At 42.9% G+C, this 22687-nt stretch carries 26 protein-coding genes; 1 reads left to right on the top strand and 25 read right to left on the bottom strand.

Going from position 1 to position 22687, the window contains the following annotated elements; translation table 11 throughout:
• Positions 1 to 16: 16 nt before the first annotated feature.
• From panD to CUU64_RS05670, 10 genes are all read right to left on the bottom strand, one after another.
• The gene (gene panD, locus CUU64_RS05715; protein ID WP_101632305.1) at positions 17 to 400 is read right to left on the bottom strand and encodes an aspartate 1-decarboxylase; all 384 of its coding nucleotides are present in this window, start codon (positions 398 to 400) and stop codon (positions 17 to 19) included.
• Between the two features lie 16 nt (positions 401 to 416).
• Positions 417 to 1265, bottom strand: a complete 849-nt coding sequence (panC, locus tag CUU64_RS05710; RefSeq protein WP_101632304.1) for a pantoate--beta-alanine ligase — start codon at positions 1263 to 1265, stop codon at positions 417 to 419.
• Entirely contained in the window at positions 1262 to 2098 is an 837-nt protein-coding gene (gene panB / locus CUU64_RS05705; protein WP_142383596.1) for a 3-methyl-2-oxobutanoate hydroxymethyltransferase, read from the bottom strand. Before panB ends, panC begins: the two co-directional genes overlap by 4 nt.
• Before the next feature lie 402 nt (positions 2099 to 2500).
• Positions 2501 to 3481 (bottom strand): biotin--[acetyl-CoA-carboxylase] ligase, encoded by a 981-nt coding sequence (locus tag CUU64_RS05700; protein WP_101632303.1) that lies wholly within the window; start codon positions 3479 to 3481, stop codon positions 2501 to 2503.
• The gene (locus CUU64_RS05695) at positions 3466 to 4662 is read right to left on the bottom strand and encodes a CCA tRNA nucleotidyltransferase (RefSeq protein WP_101632302.1); all 1197 of its coding nucleotides are present in this window, start codon (positions 4660 to 4662) and stop codon (positions 3466 to 3468) included. The genes CUU64_RS05700 and CUU64_RS05695 overlap by 16 nt, the downstream gene beginning before the upstream one ends.
• 14 nt (positions 4663 to 4676) lie before the next feature.
• The gene (gene bshA / locus CUU64_RS05690) at positions 4677 to 5819 is read right to left on the bottom strand and encodes an N-acetyl-alpha-D-glucosaminyl L-malate synthase BshA (RefSeq protein ID WP_101632301.1); all 1143 of its coding nucleotides are present in this window, start codon (positions 5817 to 5819) and stop codon (positions 4677 to 4679) included.
• A gap of 2 nt (positions 5820 to 5821) precedes the next feature.
• Positions 5822 to 6541 carry a bacillithiol biosynthesis deacetylase BshB1 gene (gene bshB1, locus CUU64_RS05685; protein ID WP_101632300.1) on the bottom strand — a complete coding sequence of 240 codons (720 nt, stop codon included), beginning with the start codon at positions 6539 to 6541 and terminating at the stop codon, positions 5822 to 5824.
• Positions 6516 to 6935 (bottom strand): methylglyoxal synthase, encoded by a 420-nt coding sequence (gene mgsA / locus CUU64_RS05680; RefSeq protein ID WP_101632299.1) that lies wholly within the window; start codon positions 6933 to 6935, stop codon positions 6516 to 6518. The genes bshB1 and mgsA overlap by 26 nt, the downstream gene beginning before the upstream one ends.
• Positions 6936 to 6949: 14 nt before the next feature.
• On the bottom strand, positions 6950 to 7750 hold the full coding sequence (gene dapB / locus CUU64_RS05675; protein ID WP_101632933.1) for a 4-hydroxy-tetrahydrodipicolinate reductase: 801 nt from the start codon (positions 7748 to 7750) through the stop codon (positions 6950 to 6952).
• On the bottom strand, positions 7737 to 8102 hold the full coding sequence (locus tag CUU64_RS05670) for a nucleotide pyrophosphohydrolase (RefSeq protein WP_101632298.1): 366 nt from the start codon (positions 8100 to 8102) through the stop codon (positions 7737 to 7739). The genes dapB and CUU64_RS05670 overlap by 14 nt, the downstream gene beginning before the upstream one ends.
• 294 nt (positions 8103 to 8396) lie before the next feature.
• On the opposite strand from CUU64_RS05670, the gene CUU64_RS05665 reads away from it, so the two are divergent.
• Positions 8397 to 9269: a YitT family protein gene (locus tag CUU64_RS05665; RefSeq protein ID WP_101632297.1), complete on the top strand. Its 873-nt coding sequence runs from the start codon at positions 8397 to 8399 to the stop codon at positions 9267 to 9269.
• A 60-nt stretch (positions 9270 to 9329) separates the two neighbouring features.
• Here the strand turns inward: CUU64_RS05665 and CUU64_RS05660 are convergent, their stop codons facing one another.
• The 15 genes from CUU64_RS05660 to aroB form a co-directional block, all read right to left on the bottom strand.
• A complete protein-coding gene (locus CUU64_RS05660; protein WP_101632296.1) occupies positions 9330 to 10007 on the bottom strand; it encodes a zinc metallopeptidase in 678 nt (225 codons plus the stop codon).
• A gap of 59 nt (positions 10008 to 10066) precedes the next feature.
• Complete coding sequence (ypjB, locus tag CUU64_RS05655; protein WP_101632295.1) at positions 10067 to 10849, bottom strand: sporulation protein YpjB; 783 nt, start codon at positions 10847 to 10849, stop codon at positions 10067 to 10069.
• A gap of 121 nt (positions 10850 to 10970) precedes the next feature.
• Complete coding sequence (gene lhaT, locus CUU64_RS05650) at positions 10971 to 11561, bottom strand: lipoprotein heptaprenylglyceryl N-acetyltransferase LhaT (protein WP_101632294.1); 591 nt, start codon at positions 11559 to 11561, stop codon at positions 10971 to 10973.
• Between the two features lie 147 nt (positions 11562 to 11708).
• Positions 11709 to 12470, bottom strand: a complete 762-nt coding sequence (locus CUU64_RS05645) for a menaquinol-cytochrome c reductase cytochrome b/c subunit (protein ID WP_101632293.1) — start codon at positions 12468 to 12470, stop codon at positions 11709 to 11711.
• A 60-nt stretch (positions 12471 to 12530) separates the two neighbouring features.
• Complete coding sequence (gene qcrB, locus CUU64_RS05640) at positions 12531 to 13205, bottom strand: menaquinol-cytochrome c reductase cytochrome b subunit (RefSeq protein WP_101632292.1); 675 nt, start codon at positions 13203 to 13205, stop codon at positions 12531 to 12533.
• Between the two features lie 3 nt (positions 13206 to 13208).
• A complete protein-coding gene (locus tag CUU64_RS05635; protein WP_101632291.1) occupies positions 13209 to 13715 on the bottom strand; it encodes a QcrA and Rieske domain-containing protein in 507 nt (168 codons plus the stop codon).
• Between the two features lie 174 nt (positions 13716 to 13889).
• Entirely contained in the window at positions 13890 to 14345 is a 456-nt protein-coding gene (locus CUU64_RS05630; protein WP_180954470.1) for a YpiF family protein, read from the bottom strand.
• Between the two features lie 265 nt (positions 14346 to 14610).
• Positions 14611 to 15153: a ReoY family proteolytic degradation factor gene (locus tag CUU64_RS05625; RefSeq protein WP_101632289.1), complete on the bottom strand. Its 543-nt coding sequence runs from the start codon at positions 15151 to 15153 to the stop codon at positions 14611 to 14613.
• A gap of 46 nt (positions 15154 to 15199) precedes the next feature.
• On the bottom strand, positions 15200 to 16471 hold the full coding sequence (locus CUU64_RS05620; protein WP_101632288.1) for a tetratricopeptide repeat protein: 1272 nt from the start codon (positions 16469 to 16471) through the stop codon (positions 15200 to 15202).
• A 29-nt stretch (positions 16472 to 16500) separates the two neighbouring features.
• Positions 16501 to 17379, bottom strand: coding sequence for a hypothetical protein (locus CUU64_RS05615; protein ID WP_101632287.1), 879 nt, complete (start codon positions 17377 to 17379; stop codon positions 16501 to 16503).
• A gap of 117 nt (positions 17380 to 17496) precedes the next feature.
• On the bottom strand, positions 17497 to 18786 hold the full coding sequence (gene aroA, locus CUU64_RS05610; RefSeq protein ID WP_101632286.1) for a 3-phosphoshikimate 1-carboxyvinyltransferase: 1290 nt from the start codon (positions 18784 to 18786) through the stop codon (positions 17497 to 17499).
• A gap of 31 nt (positions 18787 to 18817) precedes the next feature.
• Positions 18818 to 19924 (bottom strand): prephenate dehydrogenase, encoded by a 1107-nt coding sequence (locus tag CUU64_RS05605; RefSeq protein WP_101632285.1) that lies wholly within the window; start codon positions 19922 to 19924, stop codon positions 18818 to 18820.
• 36 nt (positions 19925 to 19960) lie between these two features.
• Positions 19961 to 21061, bottom strand: a complete 1101-nt coding sequence (hisC, locus tag CUU64_RS05600; protein WP_101632284.1) for a histidinol-phosphate transaminase — start codon at positions 21059 to 21061, stop codon at positions 19961 to 19963.
• A 144-nt stretch (positions 21062 to 21205) separates the two neighbouring features.
• Positions 21206 to 21568 carry a chorismate mutase gene (aroH, locus tag CUU64_RS05595; RefSeq protein ID WP_101632283.1) on the bottom strand — a complete coding sequence of 121 codons (363 nt, stop codon included), beginning with the start codon at positions 21566 to 21568 and terminating at the stop codon, positions 21206 to 21208.
• Between the two features lie 23 nt (positions 21569 to 21591).
• The gene (gene aroB, locus CUU64_RS05590; RefSeq protein ID WP_101632282.1) at positions 21592 to 22683 is read right to left on the bottom strand and encodes a 3-dehydroquinate synthase; all 1092 of its coding nucleotides are present in this window, start codon (positions 22681 to 22683) and stop codon (positions 21592 to 21594) included.
• Positions 22684 to 22687: the final 4 nt, after the last annotated feature.

Below are 22687 nucleotides of genomic sequence, written 5' to 3'. Positions count from 1 at the left end.
AAATGAGGGATGCATGTTATAAGATCGTTGCTTCAGGCTCTTCGGCTATCAGTTCAACGATTTTATTATTTTCGTCCATAATGGCAATCTTTGGCTTATGGTCAAGAACCTTTTCTTCCGGAACGATCACATAAGAAATGATAATAACGATATCATCGGGCTGTACCAAACGTGCTGCTGCCCCGTTCAGGCAAACAACACCCGAACCCCTTTCCCCCGGTATTATATAAGTCTCAAGTCTTGCCCCATTATTGTTGTTCACAATCGCTACTTTTTCATTCGGGAGCATGCCGACCGCGTCCAAAATATTCTCATCAATCGTTATGCTTCCCACATAATTTAGGTTTGCTTCCGTTACACGGGCACGATGTATTTTTCCATTCATCATAGTGCGGAACATTCAAAACACCCCTTTTTTAGGATAATGTCAACGTAATATTATCTATTAATCTTGCTTTCGTGAACTTCACTGCAAGCGCAATGAGTATTTTCCCTTGCAAACTTTTCAAAGGTTTAAGCTCAGGATAAGAATAGATTTCGATATAATCGATCTCAGCGCCTGTATTGTTTTCAATATGTTCCTTCATCATCCGGATAACCTCTTCCGGACGGTCCTCGCCATTTATGATAGCTTGCTCGGCAAGTAGCAGACTCTGGTATAGTTCCTTAGCTTCCTTGCGTTCCTCCTCCAGCAGGTACACATTCCGTGAACTCTTCGCCAGTCCATCTTCTTCCCGCACAGTTGGGACAGGGACGAGCTGAATAGCGAAATTCATATCACGGATCAATCCATCTACTACAGCGACTTGCTGGGCATCCTTCATGCCGAAGTATGCCTTATCTGGATTGATAATATTGAATAGCTTTGTCAGAACTGTTGCAACTCCGTCAAAATGGCCGGGCCTTTGCCTGCCGCATAACACGTCTGCTCTAGTTTGAACGGTAATTTTTATCGAAGCTTCATCGTGGTACATTTCCTGGACTGATGGGAAGAAAATATAATCCACACCTGCTTCTCTTGCTACTTTTTCATCCCTGTCCATATCTCGGGGATACGTTTCAAAATCCTCATTAGGTCCGAACTGGATAGGATTCACGAATATGCTAAGGGCGACAATATCGTTTTCTTTCCTTGCACGTTTTAATAGACTTAAATGTCCATCGTGAAGATACCCCATCGTCGCGACATAACCGATCGATTTGCCAAGCTTCTTCCCGGTCCTGATCGCTTCTTGCATTTCACGCACGGTTGTGATGATCTTCATACTTTTCCTCCGTATAATGCAGAGACTTCCTCTTCTTTCATGGAAAAGCTATGCTTGTCCTCAGGAAATTCCTGTTGTTTTACCTCTTTTACATATTGTGATAGGGCAGCCGCTATTAATCTGTTTGCATCTCCGTATTGCTTGACAAACTTAGGCACACGATCCACTCCGTAATTTACGACATCATGAAAAACAAGAACCTGACCGTCAGTCGCAAGCCCAGCGCCAATCCCTATCGTCGGAATATCGAGCGCCCTCGTTATCATTTCGGAAACCTGGTGGGGAACACACTCAAGCACTAAAGCGATTGCTCCGGCTTCTTCACACCTTTTGGCATCATCGAGGAGCTTTTCAGCAGCTTCAGCATCTTTTCCCTGTACTTTATAACCACCAAGTACGCCGACAGATTGCGGTGTCAAACCGAGATGGGCGACTACAGGTACACCAGCTTTTGTTAAAGCCTTAATCTTTTCGATAACCTCGTCTGCACCCTCAACCTTCACTGCATCAGCTTGTCCTTCCTGGATAATACGAGCTGCATTTTTTAAGGTTTCATCCATAGAAAGGTGATAACTCATGAAAGGCATGTCCGTTACCACAAAGGTATCACGGGCCCCGCGTTTGACAGCTTTCGAATGATGGACCATGTCGTCTACGGTGACCGGTATCGTAGATTCATAACCCAGGACGACCATTCCGAGGGAGTCACCGACGAGGATCATGTCTACATCCGATTGCTCGGCAAGCTTTGCGGTCGGAAAATCATAAGCTGTCAACATGACAATCTTTTCATTGTTTTGCTTCATTTTTATGAATTGTCCAGAGAGTTTCAATTTCGTATCCTCCTTTTGTGATAGAGGAGATGAAACACCAGCGTTAAGCTGCTGCCCTTACCACTTCCAAAGCATATAAAAAGAGGCTGACTAAAGGAAAACACAGCGAAAGATTCCCTCTTGTACGGTATTTTGCGTGAAGCTGCAAAATACCGTAACAACAGGTTTTCCCTTAAACTGCTTATCCAAGCCGGCCTCTTGTTAACATCCAGAAGTTTCATCCCTCCGTCCCCGTCCGGCATATCCGGATCAAGGCAGAAAATTCTATTATCAATACATGAAAGGTGCAGTTCGCAAAGATACTGCCCAAAGAAATTATAACAAGTTCCAATTTAAAAAGCTATCACTATCATAGACAGCTTTAAAAGATTCTTATATGTTTTTGTAATGAACTCTGTATTTCTAAGGGATTTCGATATCAGCAGAATATATACGATGAATTTGCCCATCTTGGCCTTCAACAAGGAGAACGCCTTCATCTGTAATTCCCAGTGCAGTGCCAATGATTGTTTCGGTAAGGGTAGAAGCCTTAATTTCCTTTCCAAGACTTACGGCATAGCTTTCCCACAGCACTTTGATTGGTGCAAATCCTTGTTCCAAATAGAGCTTATACAAATTCTCCATTTTCTTCAAAATGTGTTGGATGAGCTTTGCGCGTGAAACTGGATGACCTGATTCAATGTATAATGAAGATGCTTTTTCCAGTAGTTCCTCAGGAAAATCCCCGGGTTTTTGATTGACATTAATCCCGATACCGATGATTACAGAATGTATGCGGTCAGCTTCGGCCTGTAGCTCTGTAAGAATTCCAGTAACTTTTTTGCCATTTATCAGGATATCATTCGGCCACTTGATTCCCGGCATTAATTCCGTAGCTTCCTCTATACCCTGGACCACAGCAACGGCTGCCAGCAATGTGAGCTGAGGTGCCTGTTGAAATGGAATATTAGGTCTTAAAATTAGACTCATCCAAATACCTGTATATTTTGGGGAGTACCAGCTTCTTGAAAGCCTCCCCTTACCGAACGTCTGCTCTTCAGCGACAACTAGGGTGCCTTCAGGAACACCGCTGCCTGCCAAACGGTGTGCAATTTTTTGTGTGGAATCGACTGTTTCTTCATAATGGACGTTCTTTCCAAAAATCTCGGTTGAGAGTCCCAGCTGTATCTCATTAGCTGTTACCTTTTCGGGTTTGCTAACGATCCTGTAGCCTTTTTTGCGAACTGCCTCCAATATGTATCCCTCACTTCGCAAATCTTCGATATGTTTCCACACCGCTGTCCGTGAGCAGCCGATATATTCAGCAATTTCCTGCCCTGAAATAAATTTTCCGTCCGCTTTTGAGAATGCTTCGATGAGCTTCGTTCTTACATCCGATTGCAACGTTTGAGCCACTCCTTTATATCCTCTTTTCGATTGATTATATCTTCCCAGAGAATGGCTGAAAGAATCCGCTCCATTTCTTCCTTCACCCAGGGACCGGGACGTCTCCCGAACCAGCTTACAAGATCATTTCCATTTACATCCAATTCTTTTATAGAATGAATCGGCAGCCTTCGATAGGCTTCCCTCACCTTATTAGCTGCGTCTTCTGCATGATTATGATTCATGACGGCATGGATTTTAGTGGCTTTAACGGCCTCATTTAGCCCAGAACTGAAAAGAGCTTTCTTATCCGCTATAAAGTCTGTTTTATTTTCAACATGGAAGCACAAACGCCCTATTTCCCTTATGTTTTTAACAGGCATTTTCCAGACCCTTAAAAAAGCTTCCGTATCGTCAATTTTCCCAATTGACAGTAACAAAGCCCAAAATTCTACAGGATTATCCAGTTGTCCTGTATTTATGGTTCGAACAATCTGCAGCGCCTCTTGAATACTTGTGAAACCAGGTAAATACTTATATAGCCCGGTTTGGACCAGCAATAGAAAGGCTGTCTTCCTGTTATTGCCCTTTAGTAGTTTATTAAACTCTATATATAATCGTTCAACAGCAATTTGTTCCAGCAGAAAACTGTTTTGTTTCATTGACTGAAGAGTTTGTCCCTCCACATCAAATGATAGCTGGCTCACGAAGCGGATAGCCCGCATCATCCGTAGCGCATCCTCCCTGAATCTTTCATCAGGATTACCTACAGTTACAATCATTTTGCTTTCAATTGCTTTTTTTCCATGGAAAGGGTCCTGAATTTGGCCAGTCTTGTCCATTGCCATTGCGTTCATAGTAAAGTCCCGCCGTTTAAGATCCTCCATCAGAGAGCGAATGAATTCCACTGTATCGGGACGGCGGAAATCGCTGTAGTTGCCCTCCGTCCGAAACGTCGTGATTTCATAGCCTTCACCTTCATGCAGTACTATCACCGTTCCATGTTCAATCCCGACATCGACAGTGTTGGCAAATATCTTCTTAATTTCGTACGGTGTTGCTGAGGAAGCAATATCAACGTCATTTATTTCTTTTTGTAATATGTAATCGCGTACCGACCCACCTACAAAATATGCTTCAAAGCCTGCTTCTTCAATTTGCTCGAGAATGGGGACAGCCTTCTGGAATATCTTGTGCATAAGGAGAATCTCCTTTATTGATTGATTTCGTTCTGAGTCACTAATTCCCGGTATATTGATTCATATTGGGCCGTTATGATGTCAGACCGGAATTTGGTCTTCACCCTCTTAACACTCTCTTCTGAAAAACGACTATGCAAATCTGGATCAGCCAACAAACCCACAGCCCTTTCGGCCACAGTCTTAGTATCACCCAAATCTATTACATATCCGGTTTTCCCATCGTCAATGACTTCCGGAATTCCTCCGACATTAGTACCTATACAAGGGACACCGCAAGCCATGGCTTCTAGTAGAACAAGGCCAAAGCTTTCTTTTTCGGAGAGCAAAAGCATTAAATCACTGATGGAATACAGGTCTTCCAATTTATCCTGCTTGCCAAGAAAAAGGACTTTTTCTTCAAGTCCAAGTTCTTGGACCATTCTGCAAACGACTGTCATTTCAGGGCCATCACCAACAAGAAGCAATTTAGATGGTATTTGTTCCTGAATGGAAGCAAAAGCTCGAACAACATCCTGTACCCGTTTGACAGCTCGAAAATTAGACACGTGAATACATACTTTTTCGGATTCGCTTATTCCGTACATTTCCTTCAAGTGATGCGAATCCGTTTTTTGATAGACTCGTTCATCAATAAAATTATAAACAGTACGAATGTCCTTATCCGGGGCGATTAACTCCCTTGTTTGGATGGAGAGGGCGTCGGAAACCGCTGTAACGATATCCGATTTTTCAATTCCGAATTTAATTAAATCATTTAGAGAAGGGTCATATCCTAACACTGTTATATCTGTACCATGCAAGGTGGTCACTATTTTGATGTCAGTGCCAGCCATTTGTTTTGCTAAGATGGCACACACCGCGTGCGGGATTGCGTAATGAACATGGAGGATATCCAGCTGTTCCCTTTTAATAACCTCGGCCATTTTGCTTGCGAGTGCAAGATCATAGGGAGGGTATTGGAAGACTGAATAAGAGTTGACTTCCACCTGGTGATAAAAAATATTATGGTACATCTTGTTTAGCCGGAAAGGGATGCTTGAAGAAATAAAGTGTATTTCATGGCCTTTCTCGGCAAGCAGCTTCCCGAGCTCGGTAGCCACTACACCTGAACCACCAACGGTCGGGTAACAGGTAATTCCAATTTTTAGTTTCATAATTATTCTCCTAATAAATCATAAGAGAGCAGGATCGGTTTTTTCGAAATAAACCCCTCAGCAAAGTCCACTCCCGCTCCCTGTCCAAACAACCGTTCTCTTGCTTCAACCGATTCTATGTACCCGTTGACCAACGGTGTCATCACTCCGGTTTTACTTTTTTGAAATTGGCTTTCGTATGCACGGAGGCTGTCCAGCTTTTTCCCCATTGTAGCCGAAATATCAACAACAAAGTCAGGCTTATGAAAACCATTTATCATATACAGATACAAATTTTCAGCCTTATGGGCCTCTATTCCCGTATGTTCTATATATTTACGGATTCCTGCAGAAAAGGCGGCTTCTTCGACCAACCTTGCGCAATTGCCGTGATCGGGATGCCTGTCTTCATAATATGGGGCAAACAGCAATTTCGGCTTGTATTGCCTGATGGCCATTGCAATTTTTTCCACGGCTTCTGCTGTCAAATACAATCCGCGGTCAGGCAAATCAAGGGAAATTCTTTCTACGCCGAGGATGGAGGCCGCCTTTTTGGCTTCCTCCATCCTCGTTTCAACCGTACCGTTTGAAGACAACTCCGCTTTTGTCAGGTCGCATATTAGTATTTTTTTACCCATCGCAGCATATTTAGCAATTGTGCCGCCCATGCCAATTTCCACATCGTCCGCATGGGCCCCGAAAGCAAGGATATCAATTTTATTTTCCACTTGGCTCACCTTCATTTTCTACGATGTTCCTCCAAGCCATATAACCATTTTTCAACCCTTGGACGAGCACTTCTGCAGTTCCCATGTTTGTAGCGAGTGGTACATTATAAACATCTGAAAGTCTGATTAAAGCTGTAACGTCCGGTTCATGGGGCTGAGCAGTCAAAGGATCGCGGAAAAAGATCACCATATCCATTTCGTTCCTTGCAACCAACGCTCCAATTTCCTGGTCCCCTCCAAGCGGTCCTGAGTTGAATCTATGTACCGGAAGGGATACTTCCTCTGTTATTCTCTTTCCTGTGGTACCGGTGGCAAATAAATCATGTTGGGCGAAAATATCCTTATAGGCTGTCACAAAGCGAATTAAGTCTTCTTTTTTCTTATCATGAGCGATTAATGCAATTTTCATCTGTGATCCGCCTCCTATTCGATGATATTTTCCAAACCGTAAACAAGGCTATTCTGCTTTACTACTGTATCCACCGAAAGCTTTACGCCGGACATAAATGAGGCACGGTTAAAAGAATCATGCCTCAAAGTAAGCATTTGCCCGTCAGCCCCAAACATCACCTGTTGGTGGGCGATTAATCCTGGAAGCCTTACGCTATGTACATGCATGCCATCAATATTGGCACCGCGCGCTCCTTCAATCGTTTCTTTCTCGTTTGGATGCCCCTGTTCCTTGCTTTGCCTTACACTTTTGATCATTTCCGCCGTTTTAACGGCTGTTCCTGAAGGTGCGTCTAATTTTTGGTCATGATGCAGCTCAATGATTTCAACATCAGCAAAATATTTTGCTGCCATTTGGGAAAATTTCATCATAAGGATGGCCCCAACTGCGAAATTAGGCGCAATGATACAACCCAGCCCTGTTTCCTTTGTCAACCGGTCTAACCTCTCAAGGTCTTCATTGGTAAAACCCGTTGTTCCAACGACCGGCCGGATTCCATGGGTTAACGCAGTCTCGGCGTGAAGCATACCAACTTCCGGTGTTGTAAGATCGATTAAAACATCAGCTTTAACGTCAGAGAAACATTTTTCAGGGTCGGAATAAACTGGTGCATCAATGCCGTGAAAGCCTTCGATATCATTCATATTCATTCCACCATGCTTTTTGTCAAGGGCAGCTACAAGCCGATATCCTTCTGTTTCTTGGACCATTTTAACTGCTTCCCTGCCCATTCTCCCCCTCGGCCCAGCTATAATGATCTTAATTGTTTCCATTTCCATTTACCTCTTCTCCTTTTTCCCCAATTCTTGTCCATCTGTCTTTATCACGTGTTTCGAATTTATGCATGACCGCATCATGTGCTTCTTGCAAATCAATATTTAAAGAGTTTGCAAAACAGATTACCACGAAAAGCATGTCTGCGAGTTCTTCCTCAACCGTATTTTCCTTTTCGGACATTTTTTTTGGTTTCTCTCCATAAAAATGGTTTACTTCGCGCGAGAGCTCCCCGAGTTCTTCAGATAGCCGTGCAAGCATCGCCAGAGGGCTGAAATAGCCTTCCTTGAACTGGCCGATGTACTCATCTACTTCCGCCTGCATTTCACGCAATGACTTATTATTGCCCATTATATCACCCTTTTCAATGCTTTTGCCTGCTGGATTGGCTGTTCTTATTTGGACGTTTAGTATTTTCCTTTATGTATTTTATGTTTACTAATTAGTGGGCGATTCATTTTGTGGCATACTAAACAGCATATTAAAGCATTAAAGCCCAGTCCATTCCTCATTAATGTTAGCTAAAACTTAGTTATATGACAACATATTCGCCGCAGATGCCTTAATTGCGACTGGATGTATATTCCTTTATAATTATGGTCACGTGCCGTTTTGGAAAAACATAGGATCATGGAGGTAAAAAATATGTTCACCGGAGTAAAACTTAAAAATATCCTTTTCATATTGTTTGGCTCTGCTATATTCGGTTTTGGCCTTATCCATTTCAATATTCAAAATAATCTTGCGGAAGGAGGATTTACCGGACTCACGTTGATTATCTATCAATTGGCCGGCATCAATCCATCCATAACCAACCTGGTCCTGAATATCCCAATCTTTTTTCTAGGTTGGAAGTTTCTTGGAAGGACAACTTTTATCTACACCATTGTAGGTACAGTTAGTTTGTCAGTCTGGCTTTGGATATTTGAACGGTACCAATTTCACATACCCCTTGGCGAGGATCTAATGCTAGCTGCATTGTTTGCTGGAGCCTTCATAGGAATCGGGCTTGGGATCACGTTTCGTTTCGGCGGAACTACAGGCGGAGTCGATATAATTGCCAGGATTATGCTTCATTTTTTTGGATGGAGTATGGGAAGGACAATGTTTTTATTTGACGCGGTAGTTATCACACTTTCTATTATTACATATCTCGATTACCGCGAAGCAATGTATACAATGGTAGCGGTTTTCATCGCTGCACGCGTAATAGATTTTATGCAGGAAGGGGCATATACAGCCAGGGGTGCACTGATCATCTCCGATAAAAACAAGGATATCGCCGATAGGATCATGAAAGAGATGGAGCGGGGCGTAACGGTTTTAAAAGGATACGGTTCGTTTACAAAGACTGATCGAGAGGTACTCTATTGTGTTGTTGGAAGAAACGAAATTGTACGGCTAAAAAATGTAATTACTTCGGTCGACCCGCATGCCTTTGTTTCCGTCAGTGTTGTCCATGATGTATTAGGAGAAGGATTTACATTGGATGAAAACAAAAACCCAATCGAACGGTAGAAACGTTTGCACAAAAAAACCAACTTTGGCATGTTGCCTAAAGTTGGTTTTTTTCATAAATTAGTCTTCGCTTCGAGTCATTCCCGTATAAATCAGGATCAGCCTGACTAGTTCTAATACCGCGACAGCGGCTGCTGCCACATACGTTAATGCGGCGGCGTTGAGGACTTTTTTCGTTTCCCGTTCTTCATCATTTCTGATAATGCCCAAGGAAACGACCTGATCCATCGCCCTTGAGGAAGCATTGAATTCGACGGGCAGAGTAACGATTTGAAACACCACAGCAGCTGCCATAAACACAATTCCTGCTAATAGGAAGCCCGATAATTGGGCAAAAATACCGATCAAAATTAAAATCCATGATAAATTCGACCCAATATTCGCAACAGGCACCAATGCATGGCGGATCCGAAGGAATGAGTAATCCTGTTGGTCTTGAATGGCATGCCCCACTTCATGTGCTGCCACTGCCGTACCTGCCACGGAATGGCCGTGGAAATTATCTGATGACAGCCTGACCGTTTTAGAACGCGGATCATAATGATCGCTTAAAACACCGCCTGTTTCTTCTACAGTAACATGGTAAAGGCCATTCTGGTCAAGAATCTGCCTTGCCACCTGGGCGCCGGTCATTCGTGATGAAGAGGGTACCTGCGAATATTTCTTATATGAGCTTCTAACCCTCATTTGCGCATAGATCGGGATAAGAATAACGATCGCCAAATAGATGAGATACATATCTTCCTCCTGATGTCGTTTAATATTACCGTAATTTTATGGCTTTCTATACACTTGTGTCAATCATTCCGCTCTTTTATTGACTTTTCCTTTCCACCTTTATATTTTCTCCATCCAACATAGGATAAAGTCAAAATAATGATACTTCCCGTTGTAATGATAACCCACCATAAAGAGGGATCCGCTTCATCTTCTTGCGCATCAAAAATGGATTTTAAATCCTGGCCAAGGGCATCCATTTCCTTTTGGCTCCCCTTCTGGGAAAAAACCTGTGTGCTGTTTTGATTAATATACTGCAGCCTATCATCGAGTTTCAGAATTCTTTCTGGCGCAACATCAACCTTTAGGCTTGGCTGGATCATATCATATTGCGATAATAATGCATTTAGTTTTACATGGAATTCTTCAGAATTTTGTTTCTTCAGGGCAGCCTGGGCCTGACTAAAAGTCCCCATCATTTGTTCTTCCATTGCGGTCCATAATGGCTGATGTGTAGATTTAATTGCATCGATGACCAGGCGGAACTTTGTTACGGAATTCGTTTTTTCCGCATCGGAGACGCCCGTGTTTCTTACAGCCTGCATTGCCTGGTTATGGGAGACAGTGATAATCCGGAGTTCGTCCATACTGAAGATCTGTTCTTTTGCGGTAACTTTTATGAATCTGTCTGAAAAGTAAGAAAGCATTTTTTCCGTTTCTTCATATCTCCCTAGCTTTGCAAGCTGCAACGCTTCATCAGCGATTTCATCTAATTTTACTAAATTAGAAGAGGATTGTGCATGTACATTAGAGAAATTAACCGCAAATATAATGGCTGCCAGCAACAGGATTTTTTTTACCATACCCTTGTCCCTCCTCATTCCTCTATATAACAATATGAAAGAGAATTTTGGAGTAGACCAACACCTTTTGATTTATTTTTAGCCTAACTCGGATGCGGAATGATTTTAATAAAACAAAAAATTATATGGAAAGGGTATGGCGATTTTCTTTAAGTCCAAAGTAGTACGCGATGAATATGGATATAATACTTAACCAAAATGTGAAGTAACCAATTTGGTCCATATACTGCATGAGGTCACGGTAGACCGGCATCATATTAAACACATAATCGATCATATCGTTATGCACCGTCCATATGGCTGCCACCATCAGATGCCAGACTTTTATCTTGTAAAATGGGGAATAAAGAATCCCTTGAATGGCCATGGCGGCATGGGAAGCAACAAGCATGTATCCTTGCCATGGTAAATACCCCGTGGTGTAAAGCGTTAGAAAATTCATGACAACAGCCCATACTCCATATTTAAACAAAGTCACGATTGCAAGTGCTTCTATCAGTCCCCAATTCCGCTTCAATAAAAAAGCAATCAATACCAACACAAAAAACAGGCTCGCGGTCGGACTATCCGGAACAAAAGGCAGGAAGATGCCCGGGGTCTCACGTAATTGAGGTATGTACCAATAGTATCCGTATATGGTTCCGAGTATATTTATGATAAGCAGTAAAACCAAAATGTTTTTATTGGCGATAAACGCGTATAGGATATTCATTTCTATTCCCTCTTCCCTCTCCAAACAACCGACCTTACAATCATTATGTTTCCATCTTACCCATAACTGGATGATTTTCCAAGGATAGCGTATCATATACTCCATAAGACAAAAAACTGACGGATCACTCCGCCAGTCCCCGAAACTCTATTCTGTTTTCGCGTTCGAAATGAATTCAGCCAATACCTTCAATTCTTCGTCACTACCTTTGAAAACGCCAGGAGGCATAGCGCCTTTACCTTCCCTTGCGATTTTTGCAACTTCTTCAGGCGCAAGTCCGGTGTCTAGTAATTTTGGTCCGGTACCACCTGAAAGTTCATTTCCGTGACAGCCGGCACAGCTTGCTTTATAATGCTTGTACCCGTCACTTTCTTTATCAACAGAGCTCTCAGCAACGATTTGCCCTTGCTTTTTAGCAGCTTCCCAGTCATGTGTCACAACGGATTGCCAAGTTAAGTAAAATACTGCGGCAACCGCTAGCAGCATGAATCCTGTTGCAAATGGCCGCTTAGAAGGACGCCGTTGTGGCCCGCGGTCTATGAATGGGGCGAGCAGCAGTGCTCCAAACGCAAGTCCCGGGATGACAAGAGCCCCAATGACATTGTATGGGCCGGATGCATAGGTATATTTAAGCAATTGATAGAGAAATAGGAAATACCAGTCAGGCAATGGTATATATGCAGTATCGGTCGGATCGGCTATCTTCTCCAAAGGAGACGGGTGAGCAACTGTTAAACATAGATAACCAATAAGGAAAACGGCTCCAACCATCCATTCCTTTAATAAGAAGTTAGGCCAAAATGCTTCCGTTTTACCCGGATATTCTGAATAATCCTTCGGAATGTTCGGCTTACGAGCCGCCGGAACCCGTGAATCTCCCACGAACTTCATCCCTTTTCCACGATGCATGGAACAATCCCCTCCTTTATGAAAAGCTACAAATATAATACATTCATTTTGGTTAATCTATTATAGCGGACCTGAAATCCCCTGCTTACGGATCATCAGGAAGTGGGCCGCCATCAAACCGAGCAATGCCCCTGGCAAGAAGAACACATGAATCGCAAAGAAGCGGGTAAGCGTTTGCGCACCAACGATCGTTGGGTCACCTGCGAGTAATGTTTTAATTGCCGTACCCATAAATGGGACGGATTCTGCGATCTGAAGTCCAACCTTGGTAGCAAATAGCGCTTTCATATCCCAAGGCAGCAAATAGCCTGTGAAACCAAGGCCAAGCATTACGAAAAATATTAAAACTCCAACTACCCAGTTAAGCTCACGCGGTTTTTTGTAGGCTCCCTGGAAGAACACGCGTAAAGTATGTAAAAACATCATGACGATAACAAGACTTGCTCCCCAGTGGTGCATTCCGCGGACGATTTGCCCGAAAGCGACTTCATTTTGCAAATAGAATACTGATTCCCAGGCATTTTTGATATCAGGTACATAATACATAGTCAGGAACATGCCTGAAAGGATTTGGATTACGGTAATGAAAAATGTCAGCCCGCCGAAGCAATAAACAAACGCTGAAAAATGATGTGCAGGGTTAACATGTTCGGGAACCTCGTGGTCAGCAATATCCCGCCATAGCGGCGTAATATCTAACCGCTCATCTACCCAGTCATAAATCTTGTTTAGCAATTATTACGCCCCCTCATGCGGTTTTATTGGACCTAATTGAAGATATCCGTCTTTTTCTCTGTACTCATACACATCCAACGGTTTAACCGGCGGAGTGCCCGCTACATTCATACCGTCTTTTGTGTATCTGCCATAGTGGCAAGGACAGAAAAACTGGTTTGGATTCGACTTGTCTGTATTCCAGTCAACAGTACAGCCCAAATGTTTACACACAGGTGACAATGCAACGATCTTTCCATTATCATCTTTGTAAACCCATGCGCTCCCTGTAACCTCAGACTTGTACCAGGCGTCAACCTGTTCAAATGTGAAGTCGACACGCTTTGGTTCACCTGTGATCTCAGACACTTTTTGTTTAGTAGCGATAAAGTCACTACCTGCACCCGCTTTCAATACAGGGTCAACAGCAAACCGCACCATCGGCATCAACATACCCGCCGCCATAAACCCACCTACTCCAGTAAGTGTGTAACTAAGGAATTGACGTCTTGAAACATTATGCTTGCTCATGCATTTTCCCCCCCTCTATCACTAAGCTTCGAGTCCAACGGACCAAATAATAGAAACACTATAAAACTAGGACATTACAATGATATATCAATAATTGAATAAGGTCAATATTTCCATAATTCTAAAAGATGGCAACAATGTGTCTAAGTTTCTAAAAATTCAAAAAAATATAGATTACGATTCTTTCCATTTTCGGGTGAATAAGTTAAATATTTGGCGTGCCTGATCGACTATCATTGACCGCGCTTGTCCCTCATCCAAATGCTCAAGTGGGATGGATGGCATCCAGATCAATGTCCCCTCGAAATCCTGTTCATACGCTTTCCATTCATTGTCCGATGTAATGAAATAAATGTATTTGAAGCTTTCTAATTCTTTCCTCCAAGAATGGACAGCCTCCATTTTCTGCTCAATTTCACCACTGGCCAGATAAGACAATGGAGGCATTAACATAACCCGCCCTTTAAACTGGTTTTCAATACTGCCAGTAAGCCTGTCGATGAATTCATACATGGATGCTGATTGATTCCGGTCATTTTGAAGGGAAACGGGTATGAGCGGGACAACTACAGTATCAATATACTCCTTTGCATCATCGAACGTTTTTAAATCCCTTGGTGTCCATTTCAAAATAAATTCCTCCTCCTGTTAACATTAACATCAATCACCATATTACCATCTTTACGTTTCTAATAGAACGATATGGCCGAAACCCATTTGAACAGGGTAAAGTTTCCGGAATCTGCTAAAAACAACTTCATTTTTCCAAACCGCCGGGCATCCAGGAAAAATAGCAACCTTCACATATAATTGACTTATTCAGAGGCTCTGTGCCCCCTAATAAAAAGAAACCTCCCCTTTTTAAAGGGCGAGGATTCAGAGCTTCTCTATATATTCATTTTCCCATTTTGTTCAGCTGTTCAGACAGCCGTAGGAAGGCTTCTTGGTCATGCCGGTCCAATGCATCGTCAATCTCCTGTAGAATTTTTTTCCTTTGGAAAGAGAGGATTGACTTTTCAAGAAATTGCTCAGCAAGGATCTTGTCTTTTTCATTGCTTGCGCCTACTTTCGGCATAAATGGATTATCCTCCAACACGGCTGCATATTGATAAGAAGAATAGGCTGATTTAAAGTTCAGCTGGATGTATATTTCCTCCTCGCGATTAAGCCTGATATCGTGGAAGGATTTCTCTGCATCTGTGGTCATGATATTGGACTTATAGAACCTGAATGGGGCTTCTTCAACGCAGTGCGTTGACATGACCAACCCCCTGGGGCAATATTGGGCATGTTCTACAAAATGAACCTTCTTCATCAATTGGTCATGGCTCATAAGGTAGTTCAAGATCCATACGCACTCTCGTCTTTTCAGTTGGTAATGATTCAAAAACCAGCGAATAAAATCTTTCTTTTCGTGCACAGATACAGGGGCAGCCATCATCAGTTCCCTCCTCTGTAATAATATTGTCCCGGATTATGGCTTCCTACATTTCGTCCGGCCCATCCGTAAGTCGTTCCAAAATCATTGCATATTCGTCATTGGATGGATCGGCACTTGCAAGCTTATTAAATATTTCTCTAGCGGTGTGCTTGTTTCCTTCTTCAATTAAAAAGAATCCATAGTCTTCAAGAAAATCCTGGTTGTTCTTAAAGGAATTATATGCTTTATGATAGTCATTTAATGCCTCATCATATTGCTCTAATTTTTGGCGGCTTACGGCTGACAACCAATCAAATTGCGGGTCGTCTTCACCATATTTTCTGACTTCTTCCAGGCATTCCAGTGCATCTTCAAAGCGCTCTTGTTGCATGAGCAGTTTAATTAACGTTAGCGAGGCTTCTAAAAAACCTGGATCTAAGGCAAGTGCTTGCCTGAAGAATTCCTCTGCCTCTTCTGGTTCTCCTTTTTTAAGGGAAATCTTGCCGCCGTAAAAATACAAATCCTTGTTAAATTCATCGACTGCAATCCCCTCTTTTACTGCAGCCAGAGAACGGTCGAGGTGTTCTATATGCTCATATGCCTTAGCTAAATATAAATACAGAGAATAATATTCCCGGTCAAGCTCTTTTAACTCTGTAAATGTATCTAAGGCTGTTTCATAGAATCCGGCTTGATACGCCGTAAACCCATACTCAAACAAAGTATTGATTTCCAGACGATCCTCCAAGGCCTTCTTAAAGTAAGGAAGTGCCTCCTCAAATTTGCCCGCACCGCTCAAAGACTCTGCAATACGCTGGTTGATATTGATGCCGTTTATTTCCGTGTCAGCTTCCAGTACTTTCAGGTAACTTGCAACGGCATCTAGATTCCTTCCCTGCTGGTAAAACAGTTCAGCAAGCGCAAAATCGACGAGCGGTTCATCAGGGAGCAATTGCTTTGCCTGAAGCAGTTTCCGTTCGCTTACTTCATCCATGCCCTGCATCTGGTAAAGATCCGCTTCAAGTAGAAGTGCACTTGGATACATCTCATCCTCAGGGCTGATTTGTTCAAGCAAGGCAAAGGCCTCATCTTCCTGGTCAGCTTCAATTAAAATTTCTGCTAAAGACAAAATCAGTTCGCCTTCACCTGGAAACAGCTTTAATAATTCCTCATAAAGGTCTTTTGCTTTATCCCAAAACCCAAGTTGCAGCAATTCCTCTGCTAGTAAATGCATGTCTTCGGGAGACTGAGATGCCTTAATGCGTCCTATTTGGTGTTCTGCCCGGGCAAATTCACCGTTTATCAAAAGTTGGACAGTTTCTTTTACTATATTCATCGGAGTTTCCTTTCCTAATAGATCTAAAGTTAGTCAGATACAAAAAAGCCTGGGGTGGATATTGTAAGTTCTTTCCCTTTATATCCCGATAGATCAATGACAGACCCGGCCCTTATTACTTTGCCATTCAACACAGTAACAAATAGTTTATCATAATTAAAAGCGGGAATTCCATTCTCAGTGTTTAACAACGCATCTTTGGAAAACAAGTTATAGCTTATTTCTCCATTGGAGTGTAAATCTCCTCTTTGCGGGTAAATGCCAATTTTTTTCATATCATTGATGGTTAATGGTTGAGTTTCTTCTAAAGGAGATGTTAAATGCGGGATTTTATGTTGAGACAGCACCTCGCACCAGTGATGCAGCAGCACGCCGGTATCTACTCCTGTTTCCAAGGAAGGTATGAAAACAGGATTGTAGGGAAAGGCTGCCTGCTTTATCCAGCTCCAGGCAATGTTGTCAAAGGATGAAGGGTCAGTTATTTTTATGAAGATGGCAGGGATTTTTTGTTTTTTGCAAAACCTGATAACATTTGGCGTGACAAGGCTTTGGGGGATGCAAATTGTGAATAGATAGTCCAGTGGGCAAAGCTTGAACCGTGTTCGGTATGCCTCAAGCATGGAGGTTAGCTGGTACTCGTATTTCACCGGTATCGGAACCATGATTGTGGTTGCTCCATTGGATATAAACGTATCTGACCAGTATTTGTCAACCGGTTGTACCGGAATGCACATAGAAACCATTACGTTTGTAGGAGCCATTATAAACTTGTCAGCCTTCATCCTTGGGAAATGAAGACGAGTGACAGGCAAATGTATTGAATAGATTTTATTTTCTTTTACTACGATGGATGTTTCCACAAGCTTGCCATGCTGATACAATTTCGCATCCTCAATGATATATGCCATATACCCACCTCTTAAACTTGTCCTTAAGAAAGGCTATGACAATTTCAGGGATTTATGCTGAATGTCGAGTAGTTTTTACTATCGACCCATGTGGAAAAACCGGAGAGAACTCCCCGGTCATGAATTTATTAAAGTGGATAGGTGTTCGAAAAATCCCGGATACGACACTTCTATTGCAGAAGGATCATGCAACTCCATTTCGCCGTGTGTAACCAGGGCCGCAATCGCTAGCATCATTCCTATGCGATGGTCGCCGTGGCTGGAAACTGTGCACCCCTTTAAAGCAGGACCGCCTTTAATAATCAAGCCATCCTCGGTTGGCGTAATATCTGCTCCGAGTGACGCAAGCTCCTTTGCCACTGTATCAATCCGGTTCGTTTCTTTCACTTTCAGTTCTTGGGCGTCTTTTATAACGGTTACGCCTTGGGCTTGAGTTGCAAGCAAGGCTATAACCGGTATCTCATCAATCAGGCGTGGGATAAGGTCGCCAGAAATTTCGGTCCCTTGTAGGTTTGAAGAACGTACGGTAATATTTCCGGAGGGCTCTCCCTCATGCTTAAGGATTTCAACATCAATATCGGCGCCCATATTCTTCATCACATCAATTATGCCTGTACGGGTTGGATTCAGGCCGACATTCATCAGTTTTACTTCACTGTTTTCAGTAATTGCAGCAGCAACCATAAAAAAAGCGGCTGATGAAATATCTCCTGGAACGTCGATATGTGTTGCGGTAAGCGTCTGTTTTCCATTTACCGTTATGCGGTTTCCGTCCCTTGTAACCTGGCCACCGAATTCGCTGATCATCCTTTCAGTATGGTCCCTTGTTTTCTCCGGCTCAATCACGACCGTTTCACCTTCAGCCTGGAGCCCGGCAAGCAGGATAGCGGACTTTACCTGGGCGCTTGCAACCGGCAGTTCATACGTGATACCTTTCAAATCTCCGCCCTTAATGGTAAGCGGGGTAAATTCCCCATTGTTTTTCCCATCAATTACTGCCCCTAACTGCCTTAATGGTTTAACCACCCTCGTCATCGGGCGTTTAGCAATTGAATGGTCGCCGGCAAGCTCAACCTCAAATTCCCTGCCAGCCAGAATACCAAGCATGAGCCGGATCGTCGTACCTGAATTCCCGACATCCAGCATTTCCGTTGGTTTTTGAAGCCCTTCTAAACCCTTTCCAAAAACCCGCACGGACGAGCCATCTTCTTCAATCCTGACACCGAGCTTCCTAAAGCAGGAAATTGTGCTTAAACAATCGGCCCCCGGCAGAAAATTTTCCACTGTTGTTTCGCCATGAGAGATAGCCCCAAACATAATCGATCTGTGGGAAACTGATTTGTCTCCAGGCACATTGAGAATGCCATTTAGTGATGTAATATTCGTGTGTAACCTTCGGCTTTCCATATGACCATCCTTCCAGCAAAGCTTATGGCACTTATGCGATAAACGTCTCATAGTTTGTATAATGCTTGATACATTCTTCCGCTTTTATCCTGTCACGGTCCGTCTGGAAACTTACAACCAGCACTCCGTAAATTTCATCTTCCCGTGTTTCCATAATTCTAATATTTGTAATTGAAATGCCTTCATGGGCAAAATAACCGGTGATTTCTGATATGATCCCTGGGTAATCAGGTACATCAATATATAAATCATAAAATGCAGGGATCGCTCCTTTGGCATGTACGGGAAGTTCATCACGAAATTCTTTAGCACTTTTGAAAAATTGAAAAATGCCTTCGTAGTCATCCAATTCAAGAACCGATTTTATGTGTTCCATTTCCTTTAGCCAATCGTCCATCAAAGCCAAAAGCACCGGCTTGTTTTGCATCAGTATATCCCGCCACATAACCGGGCTGCTCGAGGCAATCCTGGTGATGTCCCTGAATCCTCCAGCAGCCAGACGGGACACAAGGCTGTTTTTCATATTATAATTTTTTGCTTGGCCAACGAGCCCCGCCGCAATAATATGAGGAAAATGGCTGATGATTCCAGTGAGTCTATCATGTTCGTCAGGTGTAACGACCAGGAAATTGGCTTGTGTCCCTTCTAGCCACTTCATCAGTTCATTGATCTTTTCTTCTTCTGTATTTTCTTCAGGAGTCAATAAGTAAAAAGCATTCTCAAAAAGCCTTGCCTTCGCGGCACCCGGTCCGCTTTTATGGGATCCTGCCATTGGATGTCCCCCAATGAAACAAATCCCCTTTTCTGTCAGGCATTTCGCCGACTCGACCACTTTCTTTTTGGTGCTGCCTACATCAGTAATGATGACACCTGGCTTTAAGCATATAGATGAAAGGGAAGCCATGATTTTCCTCGTTTCAGCAACCGGAACCGATAAGATTATTAGGTCTGCGGCCACGGCAGCCTCTTCTATAGTTACAGCCCCTTCATCTACAATCCCAAGCATTTTGGCAAGCCTGATATTTTTTTCATTCACATCATAGCCGAATATGAAAGCTTCACGATGCTGTTGTTTTATCGCTAAAGATACGGACCCTCCAATCAGGCCGAGTCCAATTATCAAAACGTTTCCCTTCACCTTGTCTCACCCCGATATGAACGGTTTATTGCATTGTTAGGCATTGACGGTTTTGGATGCAAGGTATTCCTTCATGATGGCAATAATGGCTTCATTTTGTTCTGGCGAACCGACTGTTACCCTGACTGAGGACGGAAAACCTAGCGCGTTTCCAGACCGCACAATGAATCCTCTTTCAAGCAAGAATTGAAATACCTCGTCACCACTCGTGCCAAAATCTATTAAGATGAAATTCCCCTGAGATTGATAGTATTTTAAGTTCTCTTCTTCACAAAAGCGGTAATACTGCTGAAGCCCCTTACGGTTTTCCTGCTTGCATTTTGTTACGAACTCCTGATCATCTATAGCAGAAATTGCCGCTAACTGCCCCAATGTGTTCGTGTTGAATGGTTCGCGTGCCGGCTCGAGCATACGTATAATTTCCTCATTTGCAATTCCATACCCAACCCTAAGGCTTGCGAGGCCATAAATTTTAGAAAAAGTCCTTAGAACAATAAGATTTGGATAAGAGTTGATAAGCTTTACGCTATCCGGATAATCATCAGCAACAACATATTCAAAGTATGCTTCATCAATAACTACTAGAACATCTTTTGGCACCCTATCCAGGAAGGCAACAAGGTCATCAGTTGGGATATAGACACCTGTCGGATTATTTGGTGTGCACAACCAGACTACAGCAGTATTTTCATCTATTTGTTCTAGCATTCCTGTCAAATCATGAGCACCATCGATAAGCTGAACTTCCCTTACCTCAGCCCCCTCTATTACTGCGTTGTGACGGTATTGAGGGAAAGTTGGGGCAGCCATTACCGTATTGGTTTTTGGATAAAGAAGACTTCGGGAGATGATTTGGATGATTTCATCGGACCCGTTACCAAAAATCAGTTCCGTTTCCTTCACACCTACGTGATTTGCCACAGCTGTTCTCAAAAAGGTTGCGTATCCGTCAGGATAAATTGCAAACGAATCGCTAAAGTTTCGGATGCTTTCCTTAGCGGCCTCCGAAGAGCCAAAAGGATTTTCATTCGATGCAAGTTTAATTATGCTCTCTAGGCCATATTGCCTTTTCACTTCCTGGGTGGATCTTCCGGGCTGGTAGGGCTTCAGCTGTCGCACAGCACTTTTCCACTTCATTTCATTCACCTCATTTTATAAATCAACGCTTTAAAGCAACAAAGTATATAGATATTATACCATACTAATACGCGGCAACCACGACAGTTTTTTTATTTTTTGCTAATGCTCATGTTTCACTACAACTATTGGTTACCATTCTGTTTAGTCTTTCAAATCAGGGCGCAATGCTATCGCTTTTTCCAAATACGCATGCTGAATATCCTGCTGGGCTTTTTCTGTATTCAGGTGGAGCATGATCCGAATGCAGTACGGCAGGGAACCATTTACCTGTATTTCCTTCATGCACATAACCGGCACATAAGTCCAGCCATCAAATTTGCGAAGGGCCTTGGCCGGAAAGACTGAGTCAATGTCATCCGTAACAGAAATAAAAACAGAAGCAACATTTTCAGGCTCTATCTCATTGTCGGCAATCATCTTCGCGAGCAGTTTTTCCGTAGCGGTGATTATCCCCTGTTCATCATTCTTTTCTACTGTTGTCGCACCCCTGACTCCTCGAATCATTTTTCTCCCCCTTGGTTTCGTAGTCATTTTCTTTTTGTATACATGGTTGAAAGGTTTTCAATAATTTCATTATCAGATAAATTCTCTAATTTTGGGCTGCCCACTTTTTCAAGCAAAACAAATGTAACATTGTCTCCGGTAACCTTTTTGTCCCGCTTCATAAAAGAAAGCATATCTTGATTGTTAAAACCTTCGTGAATACCCGTTTGATAACCCAGACTCTCGGCCCAATGAATAAACTCTTCTATGTTGAAATCCAACCGGGTCTTTTTCATGCTCAAATGCAAAGCAAATATGGTCCCAATCATTACCGCTTCACCATGTGCGATTTTTCCATATCCAGCCAACCCCTCAATGGCATGCCCTAGGGTGTGGCCAAGATTCAGATAGGCTCGTACACCTGCTTCTTTTTCGTCCTCTGAAACGATTGCCGCTTTAATTTCAATCCCTCTTTTAATCATATGCAAAAGCTGAACTTCTGACAGGCTATCAAGCCTGCTTACATTCGACAATAGCCACTTGTAAAATTCCTGGTCCTGGATCAGAGCTTCCTTTACAACCTCTGCAAAACCCGATCTTAACTCCCTTGGAGGCAAGGTTTCCAAAAAAGATACATCAAAAAATACAGCTTCCGGTTGATAGAAAACGCCAATCATATTCTTTCCCTGCGGATGGTTAATAGCGACCTTCCCGCCAACTGCGCTGTCATGTGCAAGCAATGTAGTGGGAACCTGGATAAACGGGATACCTCTCATGAAAGTCGCTGCAACAAATCCGGCCAGGTCGCCGACTGCTCCACCCCCAAGTGCAACAATCATGGATTTTCGGTTAAGGTTGTGGGACAGTGCATAGCTCTGGCATTCGTAAAATACATCAAATGTTTTCGCATGCTCTCCTTCAGGTACGACGTATTCCAACACTGGAATGCCGGTACCAGACAACAGCTCCTTTACGGTATGTAAATGAAGGTTGGCAACTTTTTCATCTGTGATGATCAGGATTTTTCCTACTTGTGAAAAATTTTCCCGAATAAAATCCGGCATATAGGTGGCGGCATTTCTACCGATGAAGACAGGGTAGGACTTGGATGGCGTACTTATTTCAATGGTTTCCATGGCC

Source organism: Bacillus sp. V5-8f (assembly GCF_002863565.1).
Lineage (GTDB): Bacteria > Bacillota > Bacilli > Bacillales > DSM-1321 > Peribacillus.
The sequence above is the reverse complement of the archived record's forward strand: the minus strand, read 5'-3'. Positions and strand labels throughout refer to the sequence as shown.